This is a genomic window from Trichococcus sp. TS_SC_9, assembly GCF_056156325.1.
This window is the reverse complement of sequence record NZ_CM149591.1, coordinates 2320860-2343398: the sequence shown is the minus strand read 5'-3', so window position 1 is coordinate 2343398 and position 22539 is coordinate 2320860. Positions and strand designations below refer to the sequence as shown.

Sequence of the window (22539 nt, the reverse complement as noted above, 5' to 3'; positions counted from 1 at the left end):
CCGCTTTTCACCTCCTATGCTATATAGACCGGAACACCGGTTAACTCCTGTACTTCGCGTTTGAATAACTCTTCATCACTATTTGAATCGGACAAATGCAGCAGCCACACGACTTGCAGCTTTTCGCTCGAGTTCAGCTTGATAAAACTTTTCGAATTCTCGAATTCAAAATGACTTCTAATGATCCGATTCTTCAACATATCGGCCAGGTCACCGTGACTATACTTCTCAATCAGAATCTTCATGGAATAGTTGGCTTCCACCATCATGTGTGTGATGTTTTTAAATTTGTAGTGCAGCAACCGCGTATCCGTTACGAACAGCAGGCGTTCGTTCGATGCATTTTCGAATATGAAGCCCATCGGCTCCGCTGCATCATGCACAACATCGAAAGGGATAACAGTCCATGTCCCTATTTGTACGCTTTGACCAATATTCAGAACGTTTGCCCTGAATTTCGGAACGTTCAAGGCGTTTAGCGTACCTGCGCTGGCAAAAATATCGATTGCGGTTGTCTTCAGTACTTTTTGGATTTCTTTGCTATGGTCCATGTGTTCGTGGGTAATGCACATGCCGACGACTCTTGATAGGTCAAATTTCATTTTGCGTTTAACCAGTTCGAATTTTACGCCACATTCTATCAAGATTTGAGAACGGCCATCATCGATCAGATAGCCATTCCCAGAACTCCCGGAACCAAAGACTTTTATATCAATCAAAATGGATCTACATCAGGAAATGCTTCAGCTTGAACTGGTTCTTCATTTATTTCGTGCGGCTGATCAAGCGCCGCAGGTTCGTCGTGGACAATCACATCTTCAAATTCAATGACATTCGCCGTCTCCGTTACATCCTTCTTCAGACGTTTCAGATCTTCATTTGTAGCTTCTTCGTATGTCATGGCAACATAGGCATTTTCAAAGTTCTTCGGATACTTCTTCGTGAGGTTGTTGCGCATCTTTCTGACGATCATGCTTTCACGCGACTGCCCTTCTTTCCAGGCCGGACTGATATATTTATCGAATTCCGGTGCATCCAGGATCGCCTCCAAGGACATTCCTTTCAGTTGATCTTTCAGTTCACGTTTTTTTGCATCGATCTGCGTTTTTTGAGCATCGGTTGCTTTATACCGACTTTCCGCAATGCCGAAGGTTTCGTTCATCATGCTGTTGCTGACATGGGCAATTAGGTTACGAACAACATCCTCGCGCTCTGCAATCAGATATTCGACATCCCCATTCACCTTGGTGATTGGATAAACGATGCGCACCACTTTACCTGTTCCCACCGGCTCCCACTCAGGCGGTGTCATGTCCAAACCCTTCATGCGTGGATACGTGAATTTATCGTTCTCTCGCACTTCCCAAAATTTATGGACCGTTTGAACGTCCCGGCCGAAACGTGACAGGATGCTATCGTTTCCGTCACCCTCAATGCCCATTTCAAGCTGCGTGGTCCATTCGTTTCCAACTTTTTTCTTGCGTGTCTGGAAGTACACTTCGCGAGGTGTCGCTGTTGCGTTCAGCTGAAGGGATGCGACCTGGAGCAAAATCTGAGTCAATGTTTGCTGATCCACCGAATTGATGGCCAACGATTGTGCTTCCAACGTGTTGTTGATTTCTGCAATGGCGCTCATCACGCATTGTTTTTGATAGTCGCTCATGTTCATGCCGTTGCCTTGCAGCTGGTCCGTGATCATCGGCAGGTATGTGTTATTCACCTTGGCCAGTTTTGTTTGGAATGTGGATGCTGTTGCTACTTGATTTTGATTAGTCATTATTCATTTCCTCCGATCAATTGTGTTAGTGTCATTTCAATTACTTCTTTTCTGATATGCAATTCAGTAACAAGCTTCTTTTTCAATTCATCTTGAAGGCTCGTGATTCCTAAATCTTCCAACAACACTTTGTAAAAGCCGCCGTTTTTTGGATAGAATCCGATAATGATATCTGCATTGCCAATTTTTGATAACTCATCTTGCAAATCCTCTAATTCCGCATGCTGTTCTTTTAGCTTCTCCACCCTCAAAATATGTTTAATGGCTTGTTCTCTTAACTGATTCATCCTTGCACCTCCACTTTGAACGCCGGATCAGTGGAAACCACCAAACTGATCATTTGCGACTGTGTTTCAAATAACTTATTGACCCCTTCAGCGTTATCGATGAAGATTGGCGCTGCGATGCCATATGCTTTCGAAAGGGTGTTGATGATGTCAAGACCCGCATTGATTCGTGCAGCGTTGTTCAGATTGGTGTGGTAGTCACTGCCATTCACGGTAATGCTGCACATGTCCTTTTCTTCTCCTGTTCCGTCCAAACCGAAAAATACAAACTTGGTGATTTCGAAGAGCTGGTTTACCTTCTCTTCCTGCAGCTTAATTCGTGTCTTGAAGAAATCTTCCGCCAAGAACAACTTGCCTTGCTTTTCATTGAACGCATTCACAATTTCTTTTCGCTGATCAATCAATTCCTGGACCCGACGTTTTTGGGTGTTGGCCAGATTGACAAGTGAAATCGCATCGTTCGTACCGATCATTTGCTCGGCAATGGATTCCAGTTTCTCCCGGATGGAGGAACTGACTTCCTGTTTGCTCTCTTGTTCGTTGGTAATTTTAGCTTGGAGATCCAGGCCTTTTTGGACAAGCGTTGCGTATTCTTCGGTATCCGTGTAATCGCCGTTCTCAACGTTCATTTTTTCGATGTCAGCCTTCATTACTTGTCCTTGAGCTTTTAATTTCATAACCTTCTCAGTGAACTCGGATTTGGACGCCTTTAAATCGACTAGCTGTTTCTCCGCTACCTCCAAGGTATCTTTGATTTGGTTGCCCTCCGCAATAATCCGCATCAGTTTGTCGGATTTCTCCGCGTTGAACTTCGTTTTCATTTTGTCGATTTGATCAGCCGGCAATTCTTGCCCACACATAGCGCACACGGACCGATGTTCATCGAACGTGATGTTCTTCTCCGAGTGATATTGATCAAGTAAGATGGTACGACGTTCTTTCTCAGATGCCATATGCTTTTCCAGACGCTCGATTTGCGTTGTTGTTTCATACAAATTTTCTTCGGCAGCACGGTACTTCCCGCTCAATTCATTTAGGCTGTCCTGAAGACTGATCACACTGAACTGATTGGTTTGAGAATATTTAATCCGTCCTTCAGCGATTTGCGCCTGGATGGCTTCAATCTCTTTTTGGATTTTCGCCACAATTCCGCCGTTTTTTATATCGGACTCTTCTTTTTGCAAGGATCTGTATTCATCATCCAACCGCTGCAGCTTCAGTTCCAAATCAGCCTTGGATTCTGTAGTCTCCGGAACGCTCTTGCTTGCCTCGTCAATTCGGGTGCTGATATCCTTTTCTTTCTTTTGCAAGTCTTTCAGTTGATAATTCAGGCCATTCTTGTAGTCGTCCAAAGAATTAGCCTTCAGGTCATCCCTCAGGATTTCAAAGTCCGGATCAGATGCAATGACGTCATCAATGGAAATTTCATCCACTAGGTCCATCACGATTTTCCGGCGGTCATCCCAACCCTTTGAAGCGAAGAACGCGGGATTGGTTAGTAATTTGAACGACTGCTCATCGATGATGGTGCTGATAAAATCGGTGTACTCTTTCTTTGTCTTGGCCGGGATGCCGTTGATGAAGTATTTCTTCACATCTTTTCCACGAACCTTTTCGATACTCCCTTTTGGATGGGACCATTTCTCCAAGACTTCCTTCCGGAGTAGCACGCGTTCGCCATCAATTTCCAATTCGGCCTCCACAATCGTATCTGTACCCAGGATATCTTCGCCTGCAGCATTGAACGGTTTGACCTTGAATTGCGCTTGCTCCTGGCTGTTTTTATCGAACAGCAACCAGTAGAAGCCGTCATATAGGCTAGTCTTTCCGATATTATTACCGGCAGAGACGCTGGCATTATTCCCCTCCAGGTTTAACGTGTATAATTTGATGCCTTTGAAATTCTCATAAGAAATTTTATTGATTTTGATTTTCTTCATGATTTTTCCTTTCCGTGATATAATCACCGTGAATTTATATTTCATTGTCACCTACTCGCAATAGGTGGCTTTTTTAATGCACATTTTTTATTTTGCAGCGCCTGACGATTGACCGGAGCCGTTCCTTGTCTTGTTTAGGCATGCATTTGTGGTCCGACATCGGCGTGATGCGGTTGGCTTTTAGATCAAACACGATTACCGGACGTGAAGCTCCGTCTATCAGCCAATCCAGTCTCAGGGATGTTGGAGAAATGCTTCTGTGTGAGATGCCTTCCTCGTTTAGGACTTCCGTTACCTTGAATAAATTCATAGGCTATCCTCGGCATTTTCCAATTGCCGCTGCAGTGTTTTTATTTTGTGCTCGAACGCCCGCGCTTTTCGTGCGGCACGGTCCGCGTCTGCTTGGTGCTTAGCTTGCTCAATCAGCATTGTTCTTAAGCAAATTTCCGCTAGTTCAATCTGCAGCAGTTTTTCCATATATTCTCTCTCGTTCATCATTCTCACTCCCATGTTGGTTTCTTGTAGTGATACTCTTCAAAAACTTTCTTCAACCGCTCCTGGTCCTCTTGATTCAGTTCTGTGTAGCGGTCGCAGTACTTCAGGATATTGCAGCGGTAGTCGAACAAGAGGGCCGGCGCCAAGACCTTTCCAATTTCCCATCGGATGCAGATGTTGCCGAACCCGATCAGTTCATACTTGATGTCTTCGCGGAATAGCAACCAGGTCAGTAATTCGATGTTGTGATTTGGATCTAACTTCACCAGATCAACCCCTGTTCCAGGCCGCCTACAATGCCAAAGACCAGGATAACCAATCCGATTACCAAGCCGCAGCCGATTGCTTTGGCCAAAACTTCCTCAAACTCGTTAGTAAAGATTTTCATCACTGATACACCTCTCTTAGTCTCGGAAGTTCGCCTGCGAAGCTGATACTTCTTGTCCCGGATTCTAGCAAATCTCTGTTCTCGAGATAAAAAGCAAAACAGATGATGTCATACAAAGTATCCATGCCTTGATTTTTCAGATAAGGCTTGTAAGGATTAAAAGCATTTGGATGGCTGTCCACGTAATCCCGGAACCCTTTGAGCAATTTCACGGGATCTTTATAGCCGAATATTCTTCCAATGTCCTTCGTAAATGCGTATTGCTGCGTTTTCTGTTTTGTTTGTAAGATGACCATTATTAGGCGCCCCCTGCCTTGTTCTTCATGAACATATTGATAAAGTACTGCTGTCCTTTTCCAGTGACCTTTGGCGTTTTGCTGATTTTGATGGATCCATCCGGGTTATTGATTGTTGTCTCCTTAACCTCGAACAATTTCATTTCGGCAGAACGCTGCGTCGGCATGTTGTAATCCGTACCTTTCCGCTTAATCAGGTAGCCGTTTTCCCGCATCCAGCCGAACAAGCGGTTCCCTCCGGTCTTGATGCCATTCTGATAGAGCAGCTTGGCCAAGTCTCCGACCAGTATTGATGTATGACTTGCAGCAACAGCATCTGCAAATATAACTTTTGGCTTGTCCAATTGGACGCGCTCCTGGAGATCGATAATTTTGCGATCTGCAATTTGCAAGGCTCGCTTCATCACCATTTCCGGACTGTTCCAGGCCTTTTCTATCGCTATGAAATATTGTCTGGCATGTTTCCCTTTTTCGTTGCGCTGGATCATGCCGATTTCTTTAGCCATGTCGATAGTGAGAACGTGGTCTACAAGATCGCGCCTCACATTCCTATTTCCTTCCAATCGAACCTGCTCAAATTTGAGCGGGTTGAAATCTTGCCCCTCGGAAAAACCATATTCAACCATCCTCGGGAACCAATCTTTATACGGAGTCTTAATTTCAAGAAACTCGTGTAAGTCCCTACCCATCACTGCTACTGAGCCATCATCTTCCTCATGCAGCGGAATCAACGGATTTTGCTTTTCTGCTAAATATTCCATTTTTAAACACCTTTCTAATTATCGTTTTTTACGGTTAAACCGTTATCTGTTGGCAAAAAAATAATCTCGTTATAATGAACGCCGAACGCTTTCTCAATCAAAATTATTTTCGGGACGTCAGGAAAATAATTTCCGCGTTCGTAATTGCCCCAAGTATCTTCGGAAACACCGATTAACTCGGCAGCTTGCTTTTGAGTCATGTTCTTATTGGCTCTCAAAGCCTTTAAAGTCATTGCCACTTTTAACACCTCCTCGACTTGTTGAACTCATTATATAACGGTTATACCGTAAACGCAACGGTTTTTCCGTAATATTTTTAGTTTTCGTTTGAATTATTTACGGTTTACCTATATAATGACTTTAAATTGATCTTATGGTGGGGGTGAATATGATGAGTAATTTAGGGAATAAAAAAGCGATGTCTAAAAATATTAAAAGGTATATGGCTATTAATAATATTGATAGAATGAAACTTTCGAAGGATTTAAAAATTAAGTACAGCACTTTATCTGATTGGATAAACGAAAAAACTTATCCAAGAATAGACAAAATCGAATTGATGGCGAATTATTTTAATGTGTCGAAGGCAGATTTGATTGAAGAATCATCAATACCATCTAACGCTATTCATGTGTCTAGCGAAAACATGGTAGCAATCCCAATAATAGGCACCATAGCATGTGGCGATCCAATACTCGCTGACGAGAACATCATAGGGTATCGGTATCACTTAAGGGACAGGTTGCCAAAAGGTCAGACATTTTATCTAACGGCCAAAGGTGACAGCATGGAACCAAAGATACCTGACGGATCAGATGTTTTGATCAGGCTTCAAAACGATGTGGAAGATGGGGAAATAGCGGCGGTGCTAGTTAACGGAGACACAGAGGCCACGCTTAAACGAGTCAAAAAACAAGGGGATATTGTGATGCTGATAGCTGAAAACACCAACTATGCGCCGTACATTATCACGGAACTCAACCCAGCTAGGATATTGGGTAAAGCTGTAGGAGTTAGTTTTGATTTGTGATATTTACCGCTTTTGCGGTTTATATAAATAAACTATATTGGAGGAATTATCATGAAAAAATATTTATTGTTGTTTGGTAGTGCGTTGGTTTTGGCGGCATGCGGAACATCGAGTGACGTCGAAGTTTCAGATGAGGCATCATCAACCGCTGCGGCATCATCAGAGGCGGCTTCTACAGTTAGCGAGGAAACTGCCAGCGCCCCTGGTAAAAGAAGTAATCCGGTTGCTGTCGGCCAATCGGCTACATGGGATGTAATTTATAGTGATGCAGAATCCAACAGAGTTGATGGGGTTGTAACGGCATCGATCTCAAATGTAGTCAGAGGCGAAGAAGCTTACAACCAACTGATTGCAGCAAATCCATATAACGAAGCAGCTCCTGAAGGTTTTGAGTGGGTAATTTTCGATTTGAAAGCAACTTTGGACGAAGGCAGCGTTGATGATCCCTTCAACACGGTCAATTTATCCGTGACTCCAGTCGCTGCAGACGGCAGCGAAGTAGCCCAACCTTTCTATGCAACATTTGAAACCGGCACTGACTTCGGATTTAAAGATTTGTATAAAGGCGGCACCGACGAAGGTAAAAAAGGTTTGATCGTTCCTATTGGCGACGAAACGCTAGTTGAGATAACTGACTGGAATACCAGCGTATTCTTTAAACTGAACTAAAATACAAAAACACCACTCTCCCCGTCCAAAGCGAAAGTGGTGTTTTCTGAAACTACTCAATAAAGAGCGTTTTTGTTACGCTCTATTATAACAGATAGGAGCGCTAAAAACATGTGGATTGAAGAGTTGCCAAACGGTAAATACAAGTATGTCGAACGGTATACGGATCCTCTGACCGGAAAAAACGCAAAGGTATCCTTGACGCATATAAAAAAGAATAGCCGTGTCGAAAAGGAAATGCTCAAGAAACTTCATGAGAAAATTGAGGCAAAACTAAAGAAAACAAATGCAGACATTGATTTTGCGACGTTGACACAAAAATGGTTAGCCATTTACAAAAAACAAGTCCGGTTGAGCACTTATAACAACAATGTTTCTTACATGAATACGATAAACAAAGAGATTGGCCCCATTTCGTTAAAAGCATTAACCGGTGCCCAGCTCAATTCGGTTATCCTGCGCCTGTTTGATCTCGGCTATGTATACGATTCTGTCAAAGGCATGACCGCAACCATTCGAAAGGTTGTGAATTTCGGCCTGAAGTATGGCTTTTTGACAAACCGGACCCTTCTTCATGAAATTGAACTCCCTAAAATAAACGTCACTAAGAAAGATGAGTTCAAATATTTGGAAAGAAATGAATTACAAATGGTTGTTGATCACTTAGAAGAAAAAAACTACGGAGAATTGGGCAGGATGTGCCTGATTCAAACCTATACCGGCATGCGGTACGGTGAAATGGTTTCGCTGGATTATACGAAGCACATCAATTTTCAGGACAAGACAATTATGATTGAACGCACCTGGTATCACCGAAGAAGAATCTTTCAACCTCCTAAGGGCGGGAAACCGCGAACTATACATTTTAATGCGGAAACCGAAAAACTGCTTAAGGAACAAATACGCCATACGAAAATTAAAGTCATGCAGTTGGGTTTAGATAAAAATCAGCGGCTTTTATTTATAAATGGGAAAAGCGAACCCTTTACAAACAGTTACGCCAATGAACTTCTAGGCAAATACGCAGACATTCCAGGTAAACGTGTTACCACGCACATATTTAGGCACACATTCATTACTTTGATGGTTGAGCAAGGACATAAATCAAATATAATAGCGAAGCACGTAGGTCATTCTAATACCGACATGATAGAAAAAGTTTATTCCCACTTCACAAATAAAATGGACAAAGATCTGATGAATGCAATTGACGACTTTTCTCTCTCCGTATAACACTCTGCCCCTTTTCTGCCCCCTAATAATTTTATTTTCACCCTAAATGTTGTCATATCAACGAATACACTAAAAAACAGATAATTCCATCGTAATGATCTGCAGCGGTTCATCGGCGTATTTCCTGCGCAGCAAATGATAGATGGTGGTCGTTTTTCCGGATCCGGTGGGTCCCGAAAACAGTACCAGCCCGCTCTTGTGGTCCAACAATTCGAGCAACTCAGCCTCCTGGGCCGGGAAAAATGCGTGTAAACCCGGATCTGAACCCGGATTGGCATACAGCATGCGGATCACAAGCGACTCTTGGTAGCGGAAATTGGCGATGGTGGACAGCCTCAGTTCAATTTTTTTGCCGTTCAGCCGGTACCTGACTGCACCGGATTGGGGTTTCCGCCTTTCGCCCACATTCATGTTCGAAAGGAATTTGAAATAAGAAATCAATCGTTCACCCTTTTCGATGGAATACACCGATACTTTCGATAATCCGGTGCTCACGCGGAAAAAGAGTTCATAGTGGTCTTCATAAGGGAGCAGATGGATGTCGGAAACACCCAGCCGCATCGCATCGGCCAACAGGCTCTCTGCTTTTTCTTCCATATCATCACCTCATTTCTATTTTGCCGTCACTTATAGCTTCTGCAAAATCCTCGAGTCCGCTCTTTATCCGACAGGAAACTTAGTATAAAATATGTTATATTGGCGTGAACAGCGGTCTCATACACAGATACTTGAAGGGACCACTCAATGCAAGGGAGGTGAATTGTTTGAAAAAGAACGTTACTGGATCGATTTTTTTGATTGCAATCGGAACATTTCTGTTCGCGTTGGGCATCAATATGTTTTCCGTTGCGAACCATCTTGGTGAAGGCGGTGTGACCGGCATTAGTTTGTTGGCCTTCTATACGATGGATATCCCGGTAGCCATCACGAGTTTCCTATTGAACGCCATCATCCTTGTCATCGGATTCCGTTTTTTGGAAAAATCGACCATGAGACTGACGCTTTTGGCCACGCTGCTGATGTCGGTGTTTCTCTATCTGACGGCGGCTTGGCGCTATCCTATGGAAACTATCATTTTGGCGCCGCTCTGCTCCGGATTTTTGGTCGGCACAGGACTGGGCCTCGTGATGCAAGCGGGAGGTTCCACGGCCGGGACCGATATCATCGCCTTGATTTTCAATAAATATCTCGGCTGGAGCACCAGTGTCGCACTGGTCATATTGGACCTGTTTGTGGTCGGACCTTCCATCTTCGTAATCGGCCTTGAGAATGTCGTTTTGACTGTCGTGCATCTCTATGTGCAAACGAAAGTGCTGGATTTCATCCTGGAAGGGTTCAATCCGAAGAAACAAGTCCTGATCATCTCGGAGCGGCATCAGGAAATCGCGGAGGCAATCGATAAAAAGATCGGCCGTGGAATGACCTTTTTGGCAGGCGAAGGCTATTACTCCAAAAGCCAGAAGAAGGTCATCCTGATTGTCGTCAACAGACAGCAATTGATGCCTCTCAACCGGATTGTGACAGCCATCGATCCGAAGGCTTTCTTCACCATCAGCGAAGCCCAAAGCGTCATCGGCGAAGGATTCTCTTATCTGATTTCGGATGAGCAGTATCAGCAAAAAATCAACGATTTCATCGACGAACAGTCGGAATGATCACAAAACGACTGCATAACGAAAAAGACCGGAAAGGGACCATTAAAAAATGTCCTTGCCGGTCTTTTTCGTTATGAACGCTATCTTATTTTTAAAAATTACCCATTCAGGAAAGCAGAAAAACGACGGTCTTCATGATGTCCATCTTCTCCACTGCGGCGTTGTAGCTCAATCTGGCAATCTTCAGGTTCTGTTCTTCCTCGCGCATAACGGCAAGGTTCTCATCCGAATTGTCTTTGATCCATTCGCCTTTCAAATCCGCTAGGGCGATTTCATGCAGTTCCACTGCTTTCTTCGCTTCCAGCAGCTCGAACCTCAGCAATCCATACTTCCTTTCCAGGTCCTGCATTTTGACGGGATCCTGTCCCTTCAACAGCTCGATTCTGGTTTTCAACTCTTCCATATCCCTTGCCGCCTCCAATTCCTCAAAAACAGCCGTTCTTCCGATTCATCCCGCCAAATAGTTGCAAATTTCCAATCCAAATTGTTTTGCTTTATCCGGACCGCTTGCTGTAATGAGATTGCCGTCGACTGTCACACCAACCTCAGTATAAATAGCCCCTTTGGCTTCGATAGCCGGAACCTCGGATTCGAAAACAGTCGCATTTTTCTTCTTCAGCAAACCGGCATTCGCTAAGATGACCGGCGCGATGCATATGGCCGCAACCATTTTGCCTTGCCCATGCATCGCCTGTGCCAGCATCCAAGCATGCGGATCGTCGAAGAAAACGCGGCTTCCCTTGCCTCCAACGAACACAACACCATCAAAACTGTTCGTGTCGACATCCTCAACCAACAAATCCGACTGCGCAATTCCGCCATGCACACCGATACAGGTCCCGGTCTTGTGGCTGGCGATCCACATCTCATGTCCGCATTTTGCAACTTCTTCCTGGGTCATGAATAACTCTTCATCGCGGAAATCTTCAGGTGCAATCACAAATATTATTTTTGCCATACTGCTGTTCCCCCATTCGTTGTTTATCCCGATCGGATAATGATAGCTTCTCTTTAAGAGCCTTGTTCGAAAAGTCCTTGGAAAAATCGACTTCGGCTAACTAAATTATACTACAAGGTTCCCAAGAAAGCGATTACAGGAACGGGGTTGTCGCCCAGCGGACAGGCCGAATCCAAAAAAACCGATTGCCCACCACTGTCTATCGACAAGGTAGGTAACCGGTTTTGATTTTCTGAAAAAAGTTATTCTTCTTCGTCCAGATCAGCATTGTGGAATACTTCGGAGACATCATCGTCTTCGTCCAGTTTTTCCAGCATCGTTCTGAATTGGATTTCTTTGTCCTCAGCGATTGTCGACAAAGTTTGCGGAACCATCGTGACTTCCGCTTCAGCCAGCACGTAGCCTTCTGCCTTCAAAGCCTCGGAAACGGCATCAAAATCGGTAGGATCTGTGTAGATCTCGAATACTTCATCGCTTGTCTGCAACTCTTCCCCACCAGCTTCCAACACACTCATCAACATCGTGTCTTCATCCACTTCCAAGTCTTCACGCTCAATCGCGATATAGCCTTTGCGGTCGAACATGTAGCTCACTGAACCGGATTCGCCCAAAGCCCCTCCATTTCTGTTGAAAGCGACTCTGATGTTTGTGGCGGTACGGTTGCGGTTATCTGTCAAAGCATGGACCAAGACAGCCACACCGTTCGGGCCGTAACCTTCGTAAGTGATTTCTTCATAGTTTTCGCCTTCTCCAGCAGATGTAGCTTTTTTGATGGCGCGGGTAATGTTGTCGTTCGGCATGTTCGCTGCTTTCGCTTTATCGATCATCAAGCGCAGGCTCGGGTTAGATGAGGGATCCGGACCGCTGTTTTTTGCAGCCATATATATTTCTTTCGATAATCTCTGGAAAATTTTACCTCGTTTTTGATCTGCAGCGCCTTTTGCGCCTTTGATTTTACTCCATTTTGAATGTCCTGACATTCAGATCCCTCTTCTCATCTATTAATTTACTCAATCATTTTATCAAAAGTAACCGCTTATGGCAATTCACTTTCTGCCTTTTCTGGCAGTCAGGAAGAACCAACCGGCGATTATTGCCATAATTACCGCTATGCTGGCCAAAATGACATCTTCCTTCATCGCAAATGCAGGGGATACAAACGACTGGTGAAATTCATCCGAAGCCGCGTAGCTCACGGAAAGCAGCAGCGCCACAACGAAAGGCGTAAAGGCATCCCGCATCTTCCCGGAAAGCCCGCCGTACCAAAGATAAGCCAGGATGGAATAGGAAAGGAACAACCAGATTTTGCTGCCGAAGAATCCCAGAAAGCCGAAGTAGCCCAATGCCTCCATGCTGATCACCTGCTCCCCGTATCGGAAGGTGAACGTTGCGAATAACCCGGAAAGCGGTTGTGCCTGCAGAAGGTTCGCAATGATGTTCGGCAACGCATATAAATCTTGTTGGAAGGTGGCGCGGTAATAGAGGTAACCCATGATCAGAATGGCGCCCATTATGTATGAATTGCTGTTTTTTTCTCGTTGCATATAGTTTTTTTCCTTTCCTGATGAGAATTCCTTATTTATTTTTGACGGAAATGGATATAATGTATTTATGGCATTAAGTTAGACAATTCAGCCTGAGAGGATGAAAAGCATGAAATATAGCCTTACCTGGGATTTGGACTCATTTTTTGAAGGAGGCAGTTCTTCGCCCGCACTTCAAGAAAAGATAAAGGCGATCCAAGATGGATTGAAGGATTTTGAATCCGCAGCAAACGCTTGGGAACCCGAACGCGATAAACCGGAATATCCTGTTTTTCAGGATTTGCTTCATTATGAGGAACTTTACGCAAAAGCTTTGATGCAATGCAACAGTTTCATAACGGGTGTGCAATCAGCCGATGTCTCGGATTTGGATGCAAGCGCAATCCATGCGCGAATAATTCAATTGTACAGCAAATTAACGATTATTCAAACGACTCTGAAGAAAAAAATAACCGCAGTCAAAGCAAGCGATTGGGAGCTGTTGATTGAAAAGCCTGCCTTTTCACCGCTTGCTTTCGCTCTGTCGGAATGGCGCCAACAAGGCCGCCGACTCTTATCCGACAGGGAAGAAGCCTTGCTGGCAACTTTGCGTGTCGATGGTTTCAATGGTTGGAGTGCGCACTATGACACGCTCGTATCCTTCATCAAAATTTCCTTTGAGGAGGTTGACGGAACTTTGAGCGAACTGTCCGCCGGCCAAGCGATGAACCGGATGTATGCCGACCCTGATCCGAGCGTGCGCAAAAAACTATTCGTCGAATGGGAAAAAGCTTGGGGATCCCTTGCGACTGCATTCGCCGATACACTGAATCACCTGCAAGGATTCCGTTTGGCGGATTTCGAGGCGCACCAGGATGAGGATTTCTTGGCAGAGCCTTTGCGCTACAACCGCATCAAACGCGAGACCTTGGATACGATGTGGCAAGCCATCAGCGCCAACAAACAGCCGTTCCTTTCGTTTTTGGGCCGCAAAGCCGCGCTGATGGGCAAGGATAAGTTGGCTTGGTATGATGTCGATGCCCCTGTTTCGCTCGGCAGTTTCCGATCAAAAACCTTCAGCTTCGACGAAGCAGTCGATTACATCATCGAACACTTTGCCAGTTTCGGTCCCAAATTGGCTGACTTTTCCTTGGATGCCGTCAAGAACCGATGGATTGAAGCCGAAAACCGATCCGGGAAAAGACCTGGCGGCTATTGCGAAGATTATCCGGAATCAAAAGAATCACGGATTTTCATGACCTTTACAGGTTCGGCAAGCGATATGAGCACGTTGGCCCATGAGCTTGGCCATGCCTTCCATTCTCACGTGATGCGCGACCTGCCTGACCTCAACACGCGCTACGCCATGAACGTCGCCGAAACGGCATCGACTTTTGCAGAAACCATCATCAGCGCTGCTACTGTCAAAGAGGCAAACAGCGATGAGGAAAAAATTTCCTTGCTCAATACGAAGCTCGAAAATGCGACGGCCATGTTCCTCAATATCCATGCTCGTTATCTTTTCGAAAAGTCATTCTACACCGAAAGGAAAAACGGTTTTGTCACTGCGGAACGTTTGTCCGGTCTGATGGAGGCTGCCCAGAAGGAGGCTTACCAAGAAACTTTGAGTGACTATCACCCCCTATTCTGGGCGAGCAAACTACACTTCTTCATTGATGATGTGCCATTCTACAATTTTCCTTACACGTTTGGCTTCCTGTTCAGTCTGGGGATTTACGCACAATCGCTGAAGCAGACTGGAAATTTTGAAGAAACCTATATTTCGCTGCTGCGGGATACCGGATCTATGACGACGGAAGACCTGGTGATGAAGCATCTGGGTGCCGATATCACGCAACCGGAGTTCTGGAACCAAGGTTTGGAGATCATGGCGGGAGACGTGGAAGAATTCATGCGTTTGACTGAAAACTATATCTGAAGGCAAAATAAATCCCTACGACCCGAATAACATCGGTCGTGGGGATTTATTTTTATTCAAATGGCTGCCGGCCCGTAAACTTTGATGAAGGAAGGCAGTATCTCGATTTCTAGCGGAAATGAAGGGCCTTTGTCACCGTCGACATTGGTGATCAAACTATCGCCATCTTCAAGAGCGATAGTGGCCTGTTTGAAGGATTTGTAGATGACAGAATCCGAATTTTTGATTTCGCCTCTGATGAGCTTCGGCAATAATTTCACCGAATCCAGCAGGTTAAACTCCTTGAAAACGACCATTCTGATTTTGCCGTCATCGACTTTTGCTTGTGGCATGAAACTTTCGAAGCTGGCGATAGAATTCGTCAGAGAAATCAGAATGAGTGGCGATTCCTGTGTAAAAGTCTCTCCATCCACTGTAATGCGGAAACGATGCATGGTCTGTTTCGCTAATGCTTTTCCTCCTTCTATGAAATAAGCCAGCGGACCATACTTTGTTTTTTCTTCTGCGCTGACCCCTTCGACAGCCTCGGGGATCGCGCCAGCAGCGACATTAGAAACAAAATAGCGATCATTGATCTTGCCGATGTCCAGATCTACCAAGGCTGCATTGTCCAACATTGCGATAGCCTGTTCCGGTTCCAAAGGGATACCAATCGCTCTTGCAAGGTCATTGACGGTGCCTAATGGAACAAACCCGAAAGACACGGTTTTTCCGGCAGCCGCCAACCCATTGATGGTTTCATTGACTGTTCCATCGCCACCCATGCAGAAAACTGCGTCATGGCCGTGGGTTGCCGCTTCATACGCAAACGCTTCGGCATCTCCCTGTTTTTCGGTGTCTTTGACGGTGACCTCTTCAAACATTTCGCTCAACTGCGTCCGCATCAAGTCCAAGTAGCCAGTAGCTTGTTCGCCGCCGGACGACGGATTTACGATCAGTGTACAAATGCCCATCTTATTTTCCCTCGCTTTCTTTAAACGTCCACCGTAAGTTTAGCATGCAACGCCTCCCCAATAAAGCGTGACGCTCTTTTTTCGTCACTGAGCATATTCTTGGCTTTCCGCTTACAAAATGTGTATAATTTCATAACGTTCGAAGTAAACCACATTGAATTAGGGGGAGCAGTATGACAAAAGATTATCGTGTCCTACTCTATTATAAATATACACCGATAGAGGATGCAGAAACATTCGCGCAAGAACATCTAGAATTCTGCAAAGAGATCGGCTTAAAAGGAAGAATTTTGGTCGCACCAGAAGGCATCAACGGGACCGTTTCCGGGACCATTGATCAGACGCAAGCGTACATCGCGCACATGAATGCAGATTTCCGATTCAACGACATCACATACAAAATTGACGAGACGGACGGCCATGCTTTCAAAAAGATGTTTGTCCGCCCTCGTCAGGAAATCGTATCGTTGCACCTTGGCGGAGACGACCTTGATCCAAATGAAATGACTGGCGCATATTTATCTCCGGAAGCGTTTCGCGATGCAATCCTTGACGAAAACACAGTCGTGATCGATGCCCGCAACGACTACGAGTTTGATCTCGGCCACTTCCGCGGGGCTGTCCGTCCGGATATCGCAAACTTCCGTGAATTGCCGCAATGGATTCGCGACAACAAAGAAAAATTTATGGAAAAACGCGTCGTAACCTATTGCACCGGCGGCATCCGCTGCGAAAAATTCTCAGGATGGCTCGTCAAAGAAGGTTTTAAAGATGTCGGCCAACTGCACGGCGGCATCGCTACCTACGGAAAAGACGAAACGGTCAAAGGGGAGCTATGGGATGGAAAAATGTATGTATTTGATGAGCGTATCGGTGTCGATATCAATCGCGTCGAACATGTCGTAGTCGGAAAAGACTGGTTCGACGGTACGCCATGCGAACGCTACGCGAATTGCGCCAATCCAAGTTGCAACCGCAGAATGCTGTGTTCCGAGGAGAATGAACACAAGTATTTGCGCAGCTGCTCGCATGAATGCCGCGTTCACCAGCCGAATTATTATGTGCAGCGCAATCAATTGACGGAGTCTGACGTGGCAGAGCGTTTGGCCGCCATCGGAGAGACATTAGAGAGTTCAACCGCAACAACAGCATAACAGCAATGGAATCAGCCAGGAGACTATTCCTTGCTGATTTTTTGGTTTCCTCGGACTTAGTGATTGTTCACGCTATGTAATAGTCAGGGCAAAGCTTTTTTGTTATACTAATAAGTGACCACCTGAAAAGGAAAGAGGGAATATATGAACAATCCAGATGGAAATAAAGCGGAAAAATGGCTGAAAAAGACCGGGGAATTTTTTAAACGTCTTGGGCAATCGATAAATGGCAGCCTCCAGCGGATTTTCACAAAAGAAAATGCTGCAAAAACAAAGGAAAAAGCCTTGCTTTGGGAGCAAAAGACCCACAAACGTATGGATCAAAGCAAAGTAACTTTTCGGAGAATGAAACGCAAACTGGACACGGAAACAAACATGAAGCCTCTTCTTTCAAAAGGAGCTTTCGGTTTCAATGTTTTTTTTGGTGTTATCCGGAACATTTTAACCGGAATCATACTATTGGGCCTCCTGTTGGGCATATTTGGCGGTGGCGTCGGATTGGGGTACTTTGCCAATTTGATTTCAAAAGAGACTGCCCCAACATACGAAAGCATGGCGGAAGACATCGGTAATGTTGAACTTGTTTCGACTATGTACTACGCAAACACCGAAGCCATTTCAGAAATACGCACCGACTTGGTCAGGACCACTATTGGATCGGAAAGCATCTCTCCGATTATCAAAGAAGCGCTCATCGCAACGGAAGACGAAAATTTTTATGAGCATGACGGGATCGTACCGAAGGCTATTTTAAGGGCATTGGTGACTGAATTGACTGGATTCGGCAGCCAAAGCGGCGGTTCTACCCTGACGCAGCAACTCGTCAAACAGCAGATATTGACGAATGAAGTGACCTTTTCCCGCAAAGCCAATGAGATTTTATTGGCCCTACGGCTCGAAAATTTCTTTACAAAAGATGAAATACTGACTGCTTACCTGAACGTCTCACCTTTTGGACGAAACAGCAGCGGTTCCAATATCGCAGGAATAGAGGAAGCCGCCAACGGAATCTTTGGCGTCCATGCAGCCGATGTTTCCTTGGCTCAGGCGGCATTCTTGGTGGGTATCCCGCAGAATCCTTATACCTATACTCCTTTCACGCAATACGGCGAAAGAAAAGAGGATTTGACCGCGGCCCTTAACCGCAAAAACACCGTACTGTTCCGGATGCTCAGCGAAGGCTACATCACTCAAGAAGAATATGATGCTGCAATCGCCTACGACATAACTCAAGATTTCGTAGCTGCCTATGCCACGCAAGAGGACAGGAACAGTTACCTATATCAAGCCGTCGAACGCGAAGCAATCCTGGTACTGATGAAGCAAGCTGCTGCCGGGAATGACCTCACCTTGGAGGATCTGGAAGCAGACACCGAACTGTACAACGAATATTACGCAAATGCGGATAATGCGCTACGCTTATCAGGATATAACGTATACAGCACAATTGATAAAGACATCTATAACGGCATGCAGGAAGTCGCATCCGAATACGGGCAAACCTTGGGAGAAACATTCGTTGATACCTATGTTGATGCAGATGGGGTCACGCAAGAAGTTACTGAGCTTGCCCAAACAGGTAGTGTATTGATCGAGAACCAGACAGGTAAAATCATCGGATTCATCGGAGGCCGTGATTTTTCGGTCAATCAAGTGGACCACGTGTTCAGCACTAACCGCTCACCGGGCTCAACGATCAAGCCGTTGCTGGTCTATGCTCCGGCGATCGAACAAAACCTTATCTACCCTGCTTCGATGGTGCCTGATACAAAAATAAGCATCAAACAGCCCGATGGCACACTATGGGAGCCTACGAACTTCGGCGACACCATTTCCAATTCTTACATGACCGCTCGCCAAGCGCTCTACCAATCAAAAAACAACCCCACAATCAAGCTCTATGTCGCCATGAACGACAAAGGTATGAATCCGGGGCAATATCTGGAAAAAATGGGCATCACCTCGATCGACGAATCGGAATACGGCAATCCATCCTTAGCGATCGGAGCCACAAATGATGGCCCTACCGTTTTGGAACAGACCAGCGCCTTCACGACCTTCGCAACCGGAGGCGGGCATGTTTCGCCCTATCTGATCGAGACGATTACGGACAAGCACGGGAATGTCATTTATCAGCACGAGTCCGAAACGACGGAAGTATTCTCGCAAGACACCGCTTATCTGACTTTGGACATTCTGCGCGACGTCATCACCGATGGCACAGGCAGGTCGATCAACAATTATCTGGATTTCAGCGCCGATTGGGCCGGAAAGACCGGAACATCGGAAGCTAACCGTGACATCTGGTTCATCGCCAGCACCCCCACCGTCACGCTCAGCTCTTGGATGGGTTATGACAATTACAAAGGGGAACATGTCTTCTATGACCCTAACAATCAAGGACTACCGACCGGGCGAAATCTGAATTACTGGTCCCAAATCGCCAACAAGATCTATAGCATCAATCCGGGCATCCTCGGAACCGATCAGACACATCAGCAACCGGAAGGAATTGTCGAAAAATCGGTCCTGGCTGAAACAGGAACGTTGGCGGGAACCGTTTCGTTTGCGAACGGATTGTCTGTCACCCTTAACGGAAGCACAAGGACTGATCTGTTCAAAGTTGATGATTTACCAAAAACAATCTCCTACTATTTCTCTCCCGGCGCCACCGATAAAGATCTGGAAGACTTTTGGGACAGCTATTTGGCTGAAGCAACAGCGAGACGTAATGCGGCCGCAGCTTCGTCTGCCCCCGCGGCAAACCGAAATAACGCTACCAATGATGCTGCTGAAGAAGAAGCACCTGCCGAGCCGGAGACCGACGATACAACTGAAGAAACAGAAGCGGAAACAGAAACCGGAGCGGAATCCCCGCAGACTGAAGAACCCTCCGCAACTGAGTAATAAGATAGTGGCTGTCCCATTCGGGACAGCTTTTTCATTTGCTGCCCCTACTTATTTGTCCTGTCGAAACAAAGGTGCTTCCAGGCGATCCTTTTCTGCACAGGACAGAAAAAAGCCCTGCATCCGAAACAGATGCGGGGCTTTTTGGGCTTGATTGTCATTCGGACGGACCGATTACTTTTTAGGTAATGTTGTTCCTCTGTTGACGATTTTGTAAGGAAGGATGATGGATTTTTCATCAATGTCTTCTTTGTTCATGATTTTAGTCAACAAACGCATCGCAACAGCACCGATATCATACAGCGGCAACATGATGGACGTCAATTTCGGACGCGCCATTTCAGTTATGCGGGAATTGTTGCTGGCAGTGACTTCAAAAGCCTCAGGGACGTTGACACCTGCATTGATGATAGCATTCAGCAGGCCGATGGCAAGTTCATCACCAGCTACATATGCTGCATCCACTCCGGCTTCAAGTAATTGTTCAGCCAATAGTTCACCATTTTGAAGAGTCGGCTCACATTCGAAGACAAGAGCCTCATCAAAAGCAATGTTTGCATTGACCAAAGCATTCTTGTATCCCTTCAGGCGATGCTGACCATTGATTGGATTGGAAAGCGATGCTGATACGAAAGCAATATTCTTCTTGCCGTTCGCAATCATGTTCGCTACAACTTCTTCGGTTGCGCCGATGTAATCGATATTGACGCTTCCAACTTGTTGTTCAGGATCGATTGTTCCCGCCAGAACGACCGGCGTTTTGGAACGGGAGAATTCTGCGCGCAACTCATCGGTGATCTTATTGCCCATGTAGATGATGCCATCCACTTGTTTGGCAAGTAAGGTGTTCAATACTTGAATTTCTTTCTGGTCATTCTGATCGGAGTTCGCTAAAATGATATTATATTTGTACATTGTAGCGATATCATCGATTCCGCGTGCCAAAGATGCGAAGAACAAGTTAGTGACATCAGGGACAATAACCCCTACTGTAGTTGTTTTCTTGCTTGCCAAACCACGGGCAACAGCATTCGGTCTGTAATCCAAACGTTCAATGACTTCCAATACCTTTTTCCTTGTGGATGGTTTTACGTTGGGATTACCGTTCACTACGCGGGAAACAGTTGCCATGGAGACATTTGCTTCGCGAGCGACATCGTAAATTGTAATCGTTTGTTTTTCCATTTATGTTGCTCCTTATCTCAATTGTTTTCAATTTTTTATTTTCCATTATTCAACATAATGTTGTAAATATTGATTGTTTTACAAGCTTATAAAGAATTTACCATTGTTTCATGAGATATGCAAGCGTTTTATAAAAGTTTTCATGAAAATTTCACATTGCAAATATCAAAAATCGAACCCTCATTATATGCTATAATACTAAAGAAAGGAAGGTGTCATATTAAAAATGCCTTTAAACTCCGTTATCAATTTAATGAAAAAACAAGATATCGATATCGTATTTCTCAATGATCCTAAAAATGTCTTTTACGTTTCTTCATACAGGAGCGATCCACATGAAAGGATTTTGGCGGCCATTCTATTTAAGGATGCAAAACCCCTGCTGTTTGTCCCTGCGCTGGAAGAAAATGATGCGCGGAATACCGCTGCTGATTTTGATGTGGTCAGCTACACGGATACGCAAGATCCTTGGACTGTACTGGCAACCAGCATAAAGGAGCGTCATTCGCCGCTATCGGACTGGTCCATCGAAAAAGATTTCTTGACTGTTGAACGCATGGAAGCTTTGCGGACACATTTCCCGACAGCAACTTTCGGGCATAACATCAGCGAAACGCTTCAAAAAATGCGCCTGATCAAGACGGAACAAGAGCTGACCTTCATGAAGAAAGCGGGCCAATGGGCTGACGAAGCACTCAAAATAGGCGCCAATACGCTGCGCGAAGGCATCACTGAACTGGAAGTCGTAGCAGAAATTGAATACCAACTGAAAAAAAGAGGCGTAGCCGAAATGAGCTTCACCACCATGGTGTTGTTCGGTGAAAATGCAGCCAGTCCGCACGGCGTTCCCGGCGACACCAAACTCAAGCTAAACCAGTTTGTGCTGTTCGATCTGGGAACCATGCACGAGGGCTATGCCAGTGATGTGACACGCACGCTCTTCTTTGGTGACAGGCCATCTGTGCGCCAACAAGAGCTCTACGATTTGGTGTTGGCAGCCCATGATGCAGCGATGGCTGCAGTTCGCCCTGGCATAACCGCCGGCGAATTGGATGCCGCAGCGCGGAAGATCATTGCGGATGCGGGCTACGGCCGCTACTTCAACCATCGTCTGGGTCACGGTTTGGGTCAAGGCGTGCATGAATACCCATCCATCATGGAAGGCAATGAATTGGCCCTTACGGAAGGCATGTGTTTTTCCATCGAGCCAGGCATCTATATCGAAGGGGATATCGGGGTCAGAGTCGAGGATTGCGGATTTGTGAGTGCGGATGGTTTTGAATCCTTCACGCATACGCCCACTGGCATCGACGCCTATTCAAAACTGATCAATTAGTTGGTTATACTTGCACAACGGAATAACTCGTCAAACAACACAAAAAAACAGGC

General features: G+C 45.5%; 26 protein-coding genes. 8 read left to right on the top strand and 18 right to left on the bottom strand.

Annotation, left to right across the window (positions count from 1 at the left end):
* Nucleotides 1-14 precede the first annotated feature (14 nt).
* From AC0J5I_RS11395 to AC0J5I_RS11345, 11 genes are all read right to left on the bottom strand, one after another.
* On the bottom strand, nucleotides 15-719 hold the full coding sequence (locus AC0J5I_RS11395; RefSeq protein ID WP_475299887.1) for an MBL fold metallo-hydrolase: 705 nt from the start codon (nucleotides 717-719) through the stop codon (nucleotides 15-17).
* Nucleotides 716-1777, bottom strand: coding sequence for a hypothetical protein (locus AC0J5I_RS11390; protein ID WP_475299886.1), 1062 nt, complete (start codon nucleotides 1775-1777; stop codon nucleotides 716-718). Before AC0J5I_RS11390 ends, AC0J5I_RS11395 begins: the two co-directional genes overlap by 4 nt.
* Nucleotides 1777-2064 carry a hypothetical protein gene (locus AC0J5I_RS11385; protein WP_475299885.1) on the bottom strand — a complete coding sequence of 96 codons (288 nt, stop codon included), beginning with the start codon at nucleotides 2062-2064 and terminating at the stop codon, nucleotides 1777-1779. The genes AC0J5I_RS11390 and AC0J5I_RS11385 overlap by 1 nt, the downstream gene beginning before the upstream one ends.
* Nucleotides 2061-4004: a hypothetical protein gene (locus AC0J5I_RS11380; protein WP_475299884.1), complete on the bottom strand. Its 1944-nt coding sequence runs from the start codon at nucleotides 4002-4004 to the stop codon at nucleotides 2061-2063. Before AC0J5I_RS11380 ends, AC0J5I_RS11385 begins: the two co-directional genes overlap by 4 nt.
* 73 nt (nucleotides 4005-4077) lie before the next feature.
* Nucleotides 4078-4314: a hypothetical protein gene (locus AC0J5I_RS11375; protein ID WP_475299883.1), complete on the bottom strand. Its 237-nt coding sequence runs from the start codon at nucleotides 4312-4314 to the stop codon at nucleotides 4078-4080.
* Nucleotides 4311-4499, bottom strand: coding sequence for a hypothetical protein (locus AC0J5I_RS11370; protein WP_475299882.1), 189 nt, complete (start codon nucleotides 4497-4499; stop codon nucleotides 4311-4313). The genes AC0J5I_RS11375 and AC0J5I_RS11370 overlap by 4 nt, the downstream gene beginning before the upstream one ends.
* Before the next feature lie 5 nt (nucleotides 4500-4504).
* The gene (locus AC0J5I_RS11365; protein WP_475299881.1) at nucleotides 4505-4765 is read right to left on the bottom strand and encodes a hypothetical protein; all 261 of its coding nucleotides are present in this window, start codon (nucleotides 4763-4765) and stop codon (nucleotides 4505-4507) included.
* A complete protein-coding gene (locus tag AC0J5I_RS11360) occupies nucleotides 4762-4887 on the bottom strand; it encodes a hypothetical protein (RefSeq protein WP_475299880.1) in 126 nt (41 codons plus the stop codon). The genes AC0J5I_RS11365 and AC0J5I_RS11360 overlap by 4 nt, the downstream gene beginning before the upstream one ends.
* On the bottom strand, nucleotides 4887-5183 hold the full coding sequence (locus AC0J5I_RS11355; protein WP_475299879.1) for a hypothetical protein: 297 nt from the start codon (nucleotides 5181-5183) through the stop codon (nucleotides 4887-4889). Before AC0J5I_RS11355 ends, AC0J5I_RS11360 begins: the two co-directional genes overlap by 1 nt.
* 2 nt (nucleotides 5184-5185) lie before the next feature.
* The gene (locus tag AC0J5I_RS11350) at nucleotides 5186-5944 is read right to left on the bottom strand and encodes a phage antirepressor KilAC domain-containing protein (RefSeq protein WP_475299878.1); all 759 of its coding nucleotides are present in this window, start codon (nucleotides 5942-5944) and stop codon (nucleotides 5186-5188) included.
* 14 nt (nucleotides 5945-5958) lie between these two features.
* Nucleotides 5959-6177 (bottom strand): helix-turn-helix transcriptional regulator, encoded by a 219-nt coding sequence (locus AC0J5I_RS11345; protein ID WP_475305697.1) that lies wholly within the window; start codon nucleotides 6175-6177, stop codon nucleotides 5959-5961.
* A gap of 155 nt (nucleotides 6178-6332) precedes the next feature.
* On the opposite strand from AC0J5I_RS11345, the gene AC0J5I_RS11340 reads away from it, so the two are divergent.
* The 3 genes from AC0J5I_RS11340 (at nucleotide 6333) to AC0J5I_RS11330 (ending at nucleotide 8876) form a co-directional block, all read left to right on the top strand.
* On the top strand, nucleotides 6333-6974 hold the full coding sequence (locus AC0J5I_RS11340; RefSeq protein WP_475299877.1) for a LexA family protein: 642 nt from the start codon (nucleotides 6333-6335) through the stop codon (nucleotides 6972-6974).
* 51 nt (nucleotides 6975-7025) lie between these two features.
* A complete protein-coding gene (locus AC0J5I_RS11335) occupies nucleotides 7026-7643 on the top strand; it encodes a lipoprotein (RefSeq protein ID WP_475299876.1) in 618 nt (205 codons plus the stop codon).
* Nucleotides 7644-7754: 111 nt separating this feature from the next.
* A complete protein-coding gene (locus AC0J5I_RS11330) occupies nucleotides 7755-8876 on the top strand; it encodes a tyrosine-type recombinase/integrase (protein ID WP_475299875.1) in 1122 nt (373 codons plus the stop codon).
* Between the two features lie 69 nt (nucleotides 8877-8945).
* Here AC0J5I_RS11330 and AC0J5I_RS11325 read toward each other — a convergent pair whose 3' ends face one another.
* Nucleotides 8946-9473, bottom strand: coding sequence for an ATPase, T2SS/T4P/T4SS family (locus AC0J5I_RS11325; protein ID WP_475299874.1), 528 nt, complete (start codon nucleotides 9471-9473; stop codon nucleotides 8946-8948).
* A 167-nt stretch (nucleotides 9474-9640) separates the two neighbouring features.
* Here AC0J5I_RS11325 and AC0J5I_RS11320 point away from each other — a divergent pair, with 167 nt between their 5' ends.
* Entirely contained in the window at nucleotides 9641-10531 is an 891-nt protein-coding gene (locus tag AC0J5I_RS11320) for a YitT family protein (protein WP_107995133.1), read from the top strand.
* Between the two features lie 106 nt (nucleotides 10532-10637).
* Here the strand turns inward: AC0J5I_RS11320 and AC0J5I_RS11315 are convergent, their stop codons facing one another.
* The 4 genes from AC0J5I_RS11315 to AC0J5I_RS11300 all read right to left on the bottom strand — a co-directional run bounded on the left by AC0J5I_RS11315 (nucleotide 10638) and on the right by AC0J5I_RS11300 (nucleotide 13033).
* A complete protein-coding gene (locus AC0J5I_RS11315; protein WP_475299873.1) occupies nucleotides 10638-10934 on the bottom strand; it encodes a hypothetical protein in 297 nt (98 codons plus the stop codon).
* 45 nt (nucleotides 10935-10979) lie between these two features.
* Nucleotides 10980-11489 (bottom strand): DJ-1/PfpI family protein, encoded by a 510-nt coding sequence (locus AC0J5I_RS11310; RefSeq protein ID WP_107995131.1) that lies wholly within the window; start codon nucleotides 11487-11489, stop codon nucleotides 10980-10982.
* Nucleotides 11490-11731: 242 nt separating this feature from the next.
* Entirely contained in the window at nucleotides 11732-12469 is a 738-nt protein-coding gene (locus tag AC0J5I_RS11305; protein ID WP_107995130.1) for a YebC/PmpR family DNA-binding transcriptional regulator, read from the bottom strand.
* Nucleotides 12470-12535: 66 nt separating this feature from the next.
* Nucleotides 12536-13033 (bottom strand): VanZ family protein, encoded by a 498-nt coding sequence (locus AC0J5I_RS11300; RefSeq protein ID WP_475299872.1) that lies wholly within the window; start codon nucleotides 13031-13033, stop codon nucleotides 12536-12538.
* Between the two features lie 109 nt (nucleotides 13034-13142).
* On the opposite strand from AC0J5I_RS11300, the gene AC0J5I_RS11295 reads away from it, so the two are divergent.
* Nucleotides 13143-14951, top strand: a complete 1809-nt coding sequence (locus AC0J5I_RS11295; protein ID WP_475299871.1) for a M3 family oligoendopeptidase — start codon at nucleotides 13143-13145, stop codon at nucleotides 14949-14951.
* Nucleotides 14952-15007: 56 nt separating this feature from the next.
* On the opposite strand, the gene AC0J5I_RS11290 is transcribed toward AC0J5I_RS11295, so the two are convergent.
* Nucleotides 15008-15904: a diacylglycerol/lipid kinase family protein gene (locus AC0J5I_RS11290; protein ID WP_107995127.1), complete on the bottom strand. Its 897-nt coding sequence runs from the start codon at nucleotides 15902-15904 to the stop codon at nucleotides 15008-15010.
* A gap of 173 nt (nucleotides 15905-16077) precedes the next feature.
* Between AC0J5I_RS11290 and trhO the strand changes: the two genes are divergently transcribed.
* Both trhO and AC0J5I_RS11280 read left to right on the top strand, forming a co-directional pair.
* Nucleotides 16078-17058, top strand: a complete 981-nt coding sequence (gene trhO, locus AC0J5I_RS11285) for an oxygen-dependent tRNA uridine(34) hydroxylase TrhO (RefSeq protein ID WP_107995126.1) — start codon at nucleotides 16078-16080, stop codon at nucleotides 17056-17058.
* Nucleotides 17059-17202: 144 nt separating this feature from the next.
* Entirely contained in the window at nucleotides 17203-19965 is a 2763-nt protein-coding gene (locus AC0J5I_RS11280; protein WP_475299870.1) for a transglycosylase domain-containing protein, read from the top strand.
* 174 nt (nucleotides 19966-20139) lie between these two features.
* Here AC0J5I_RS11280 and ccpA read toward each other — a convergent pair whose 3' ends face one another.
* Nucleotides 20140-21150: a catabolite control protein A gene (gene ccpA / locus AC0J5I_RS11275; protein WP_107995124.1), complete on the bottom strand. Its 1011-nt coding sequence runs from the start codon at nucleotides 21148-21150 to the stop codon at nucleotides 20140-20142.
* A gap of 226 nt (nucleotides 21151-21376) precedes the next feature.
* On the opposite strand from ccpA, the gene AC0J5I_RS11270 reads away from it, so the two are divergent.
* Complete coding sequence (locus AC0J5I_RS11270) at nucleotides 21377-22486, top strand: M24 family metallopeptidase (RefSeq protein WP_475299869.1); 1110 nt, start codon at nucleotides 21377-21379, stop codon at nucleotides 22484-22486.
* The last annotated feature ends 53 nt before the right edge of the window (nucleotides 22487-22539 follow it).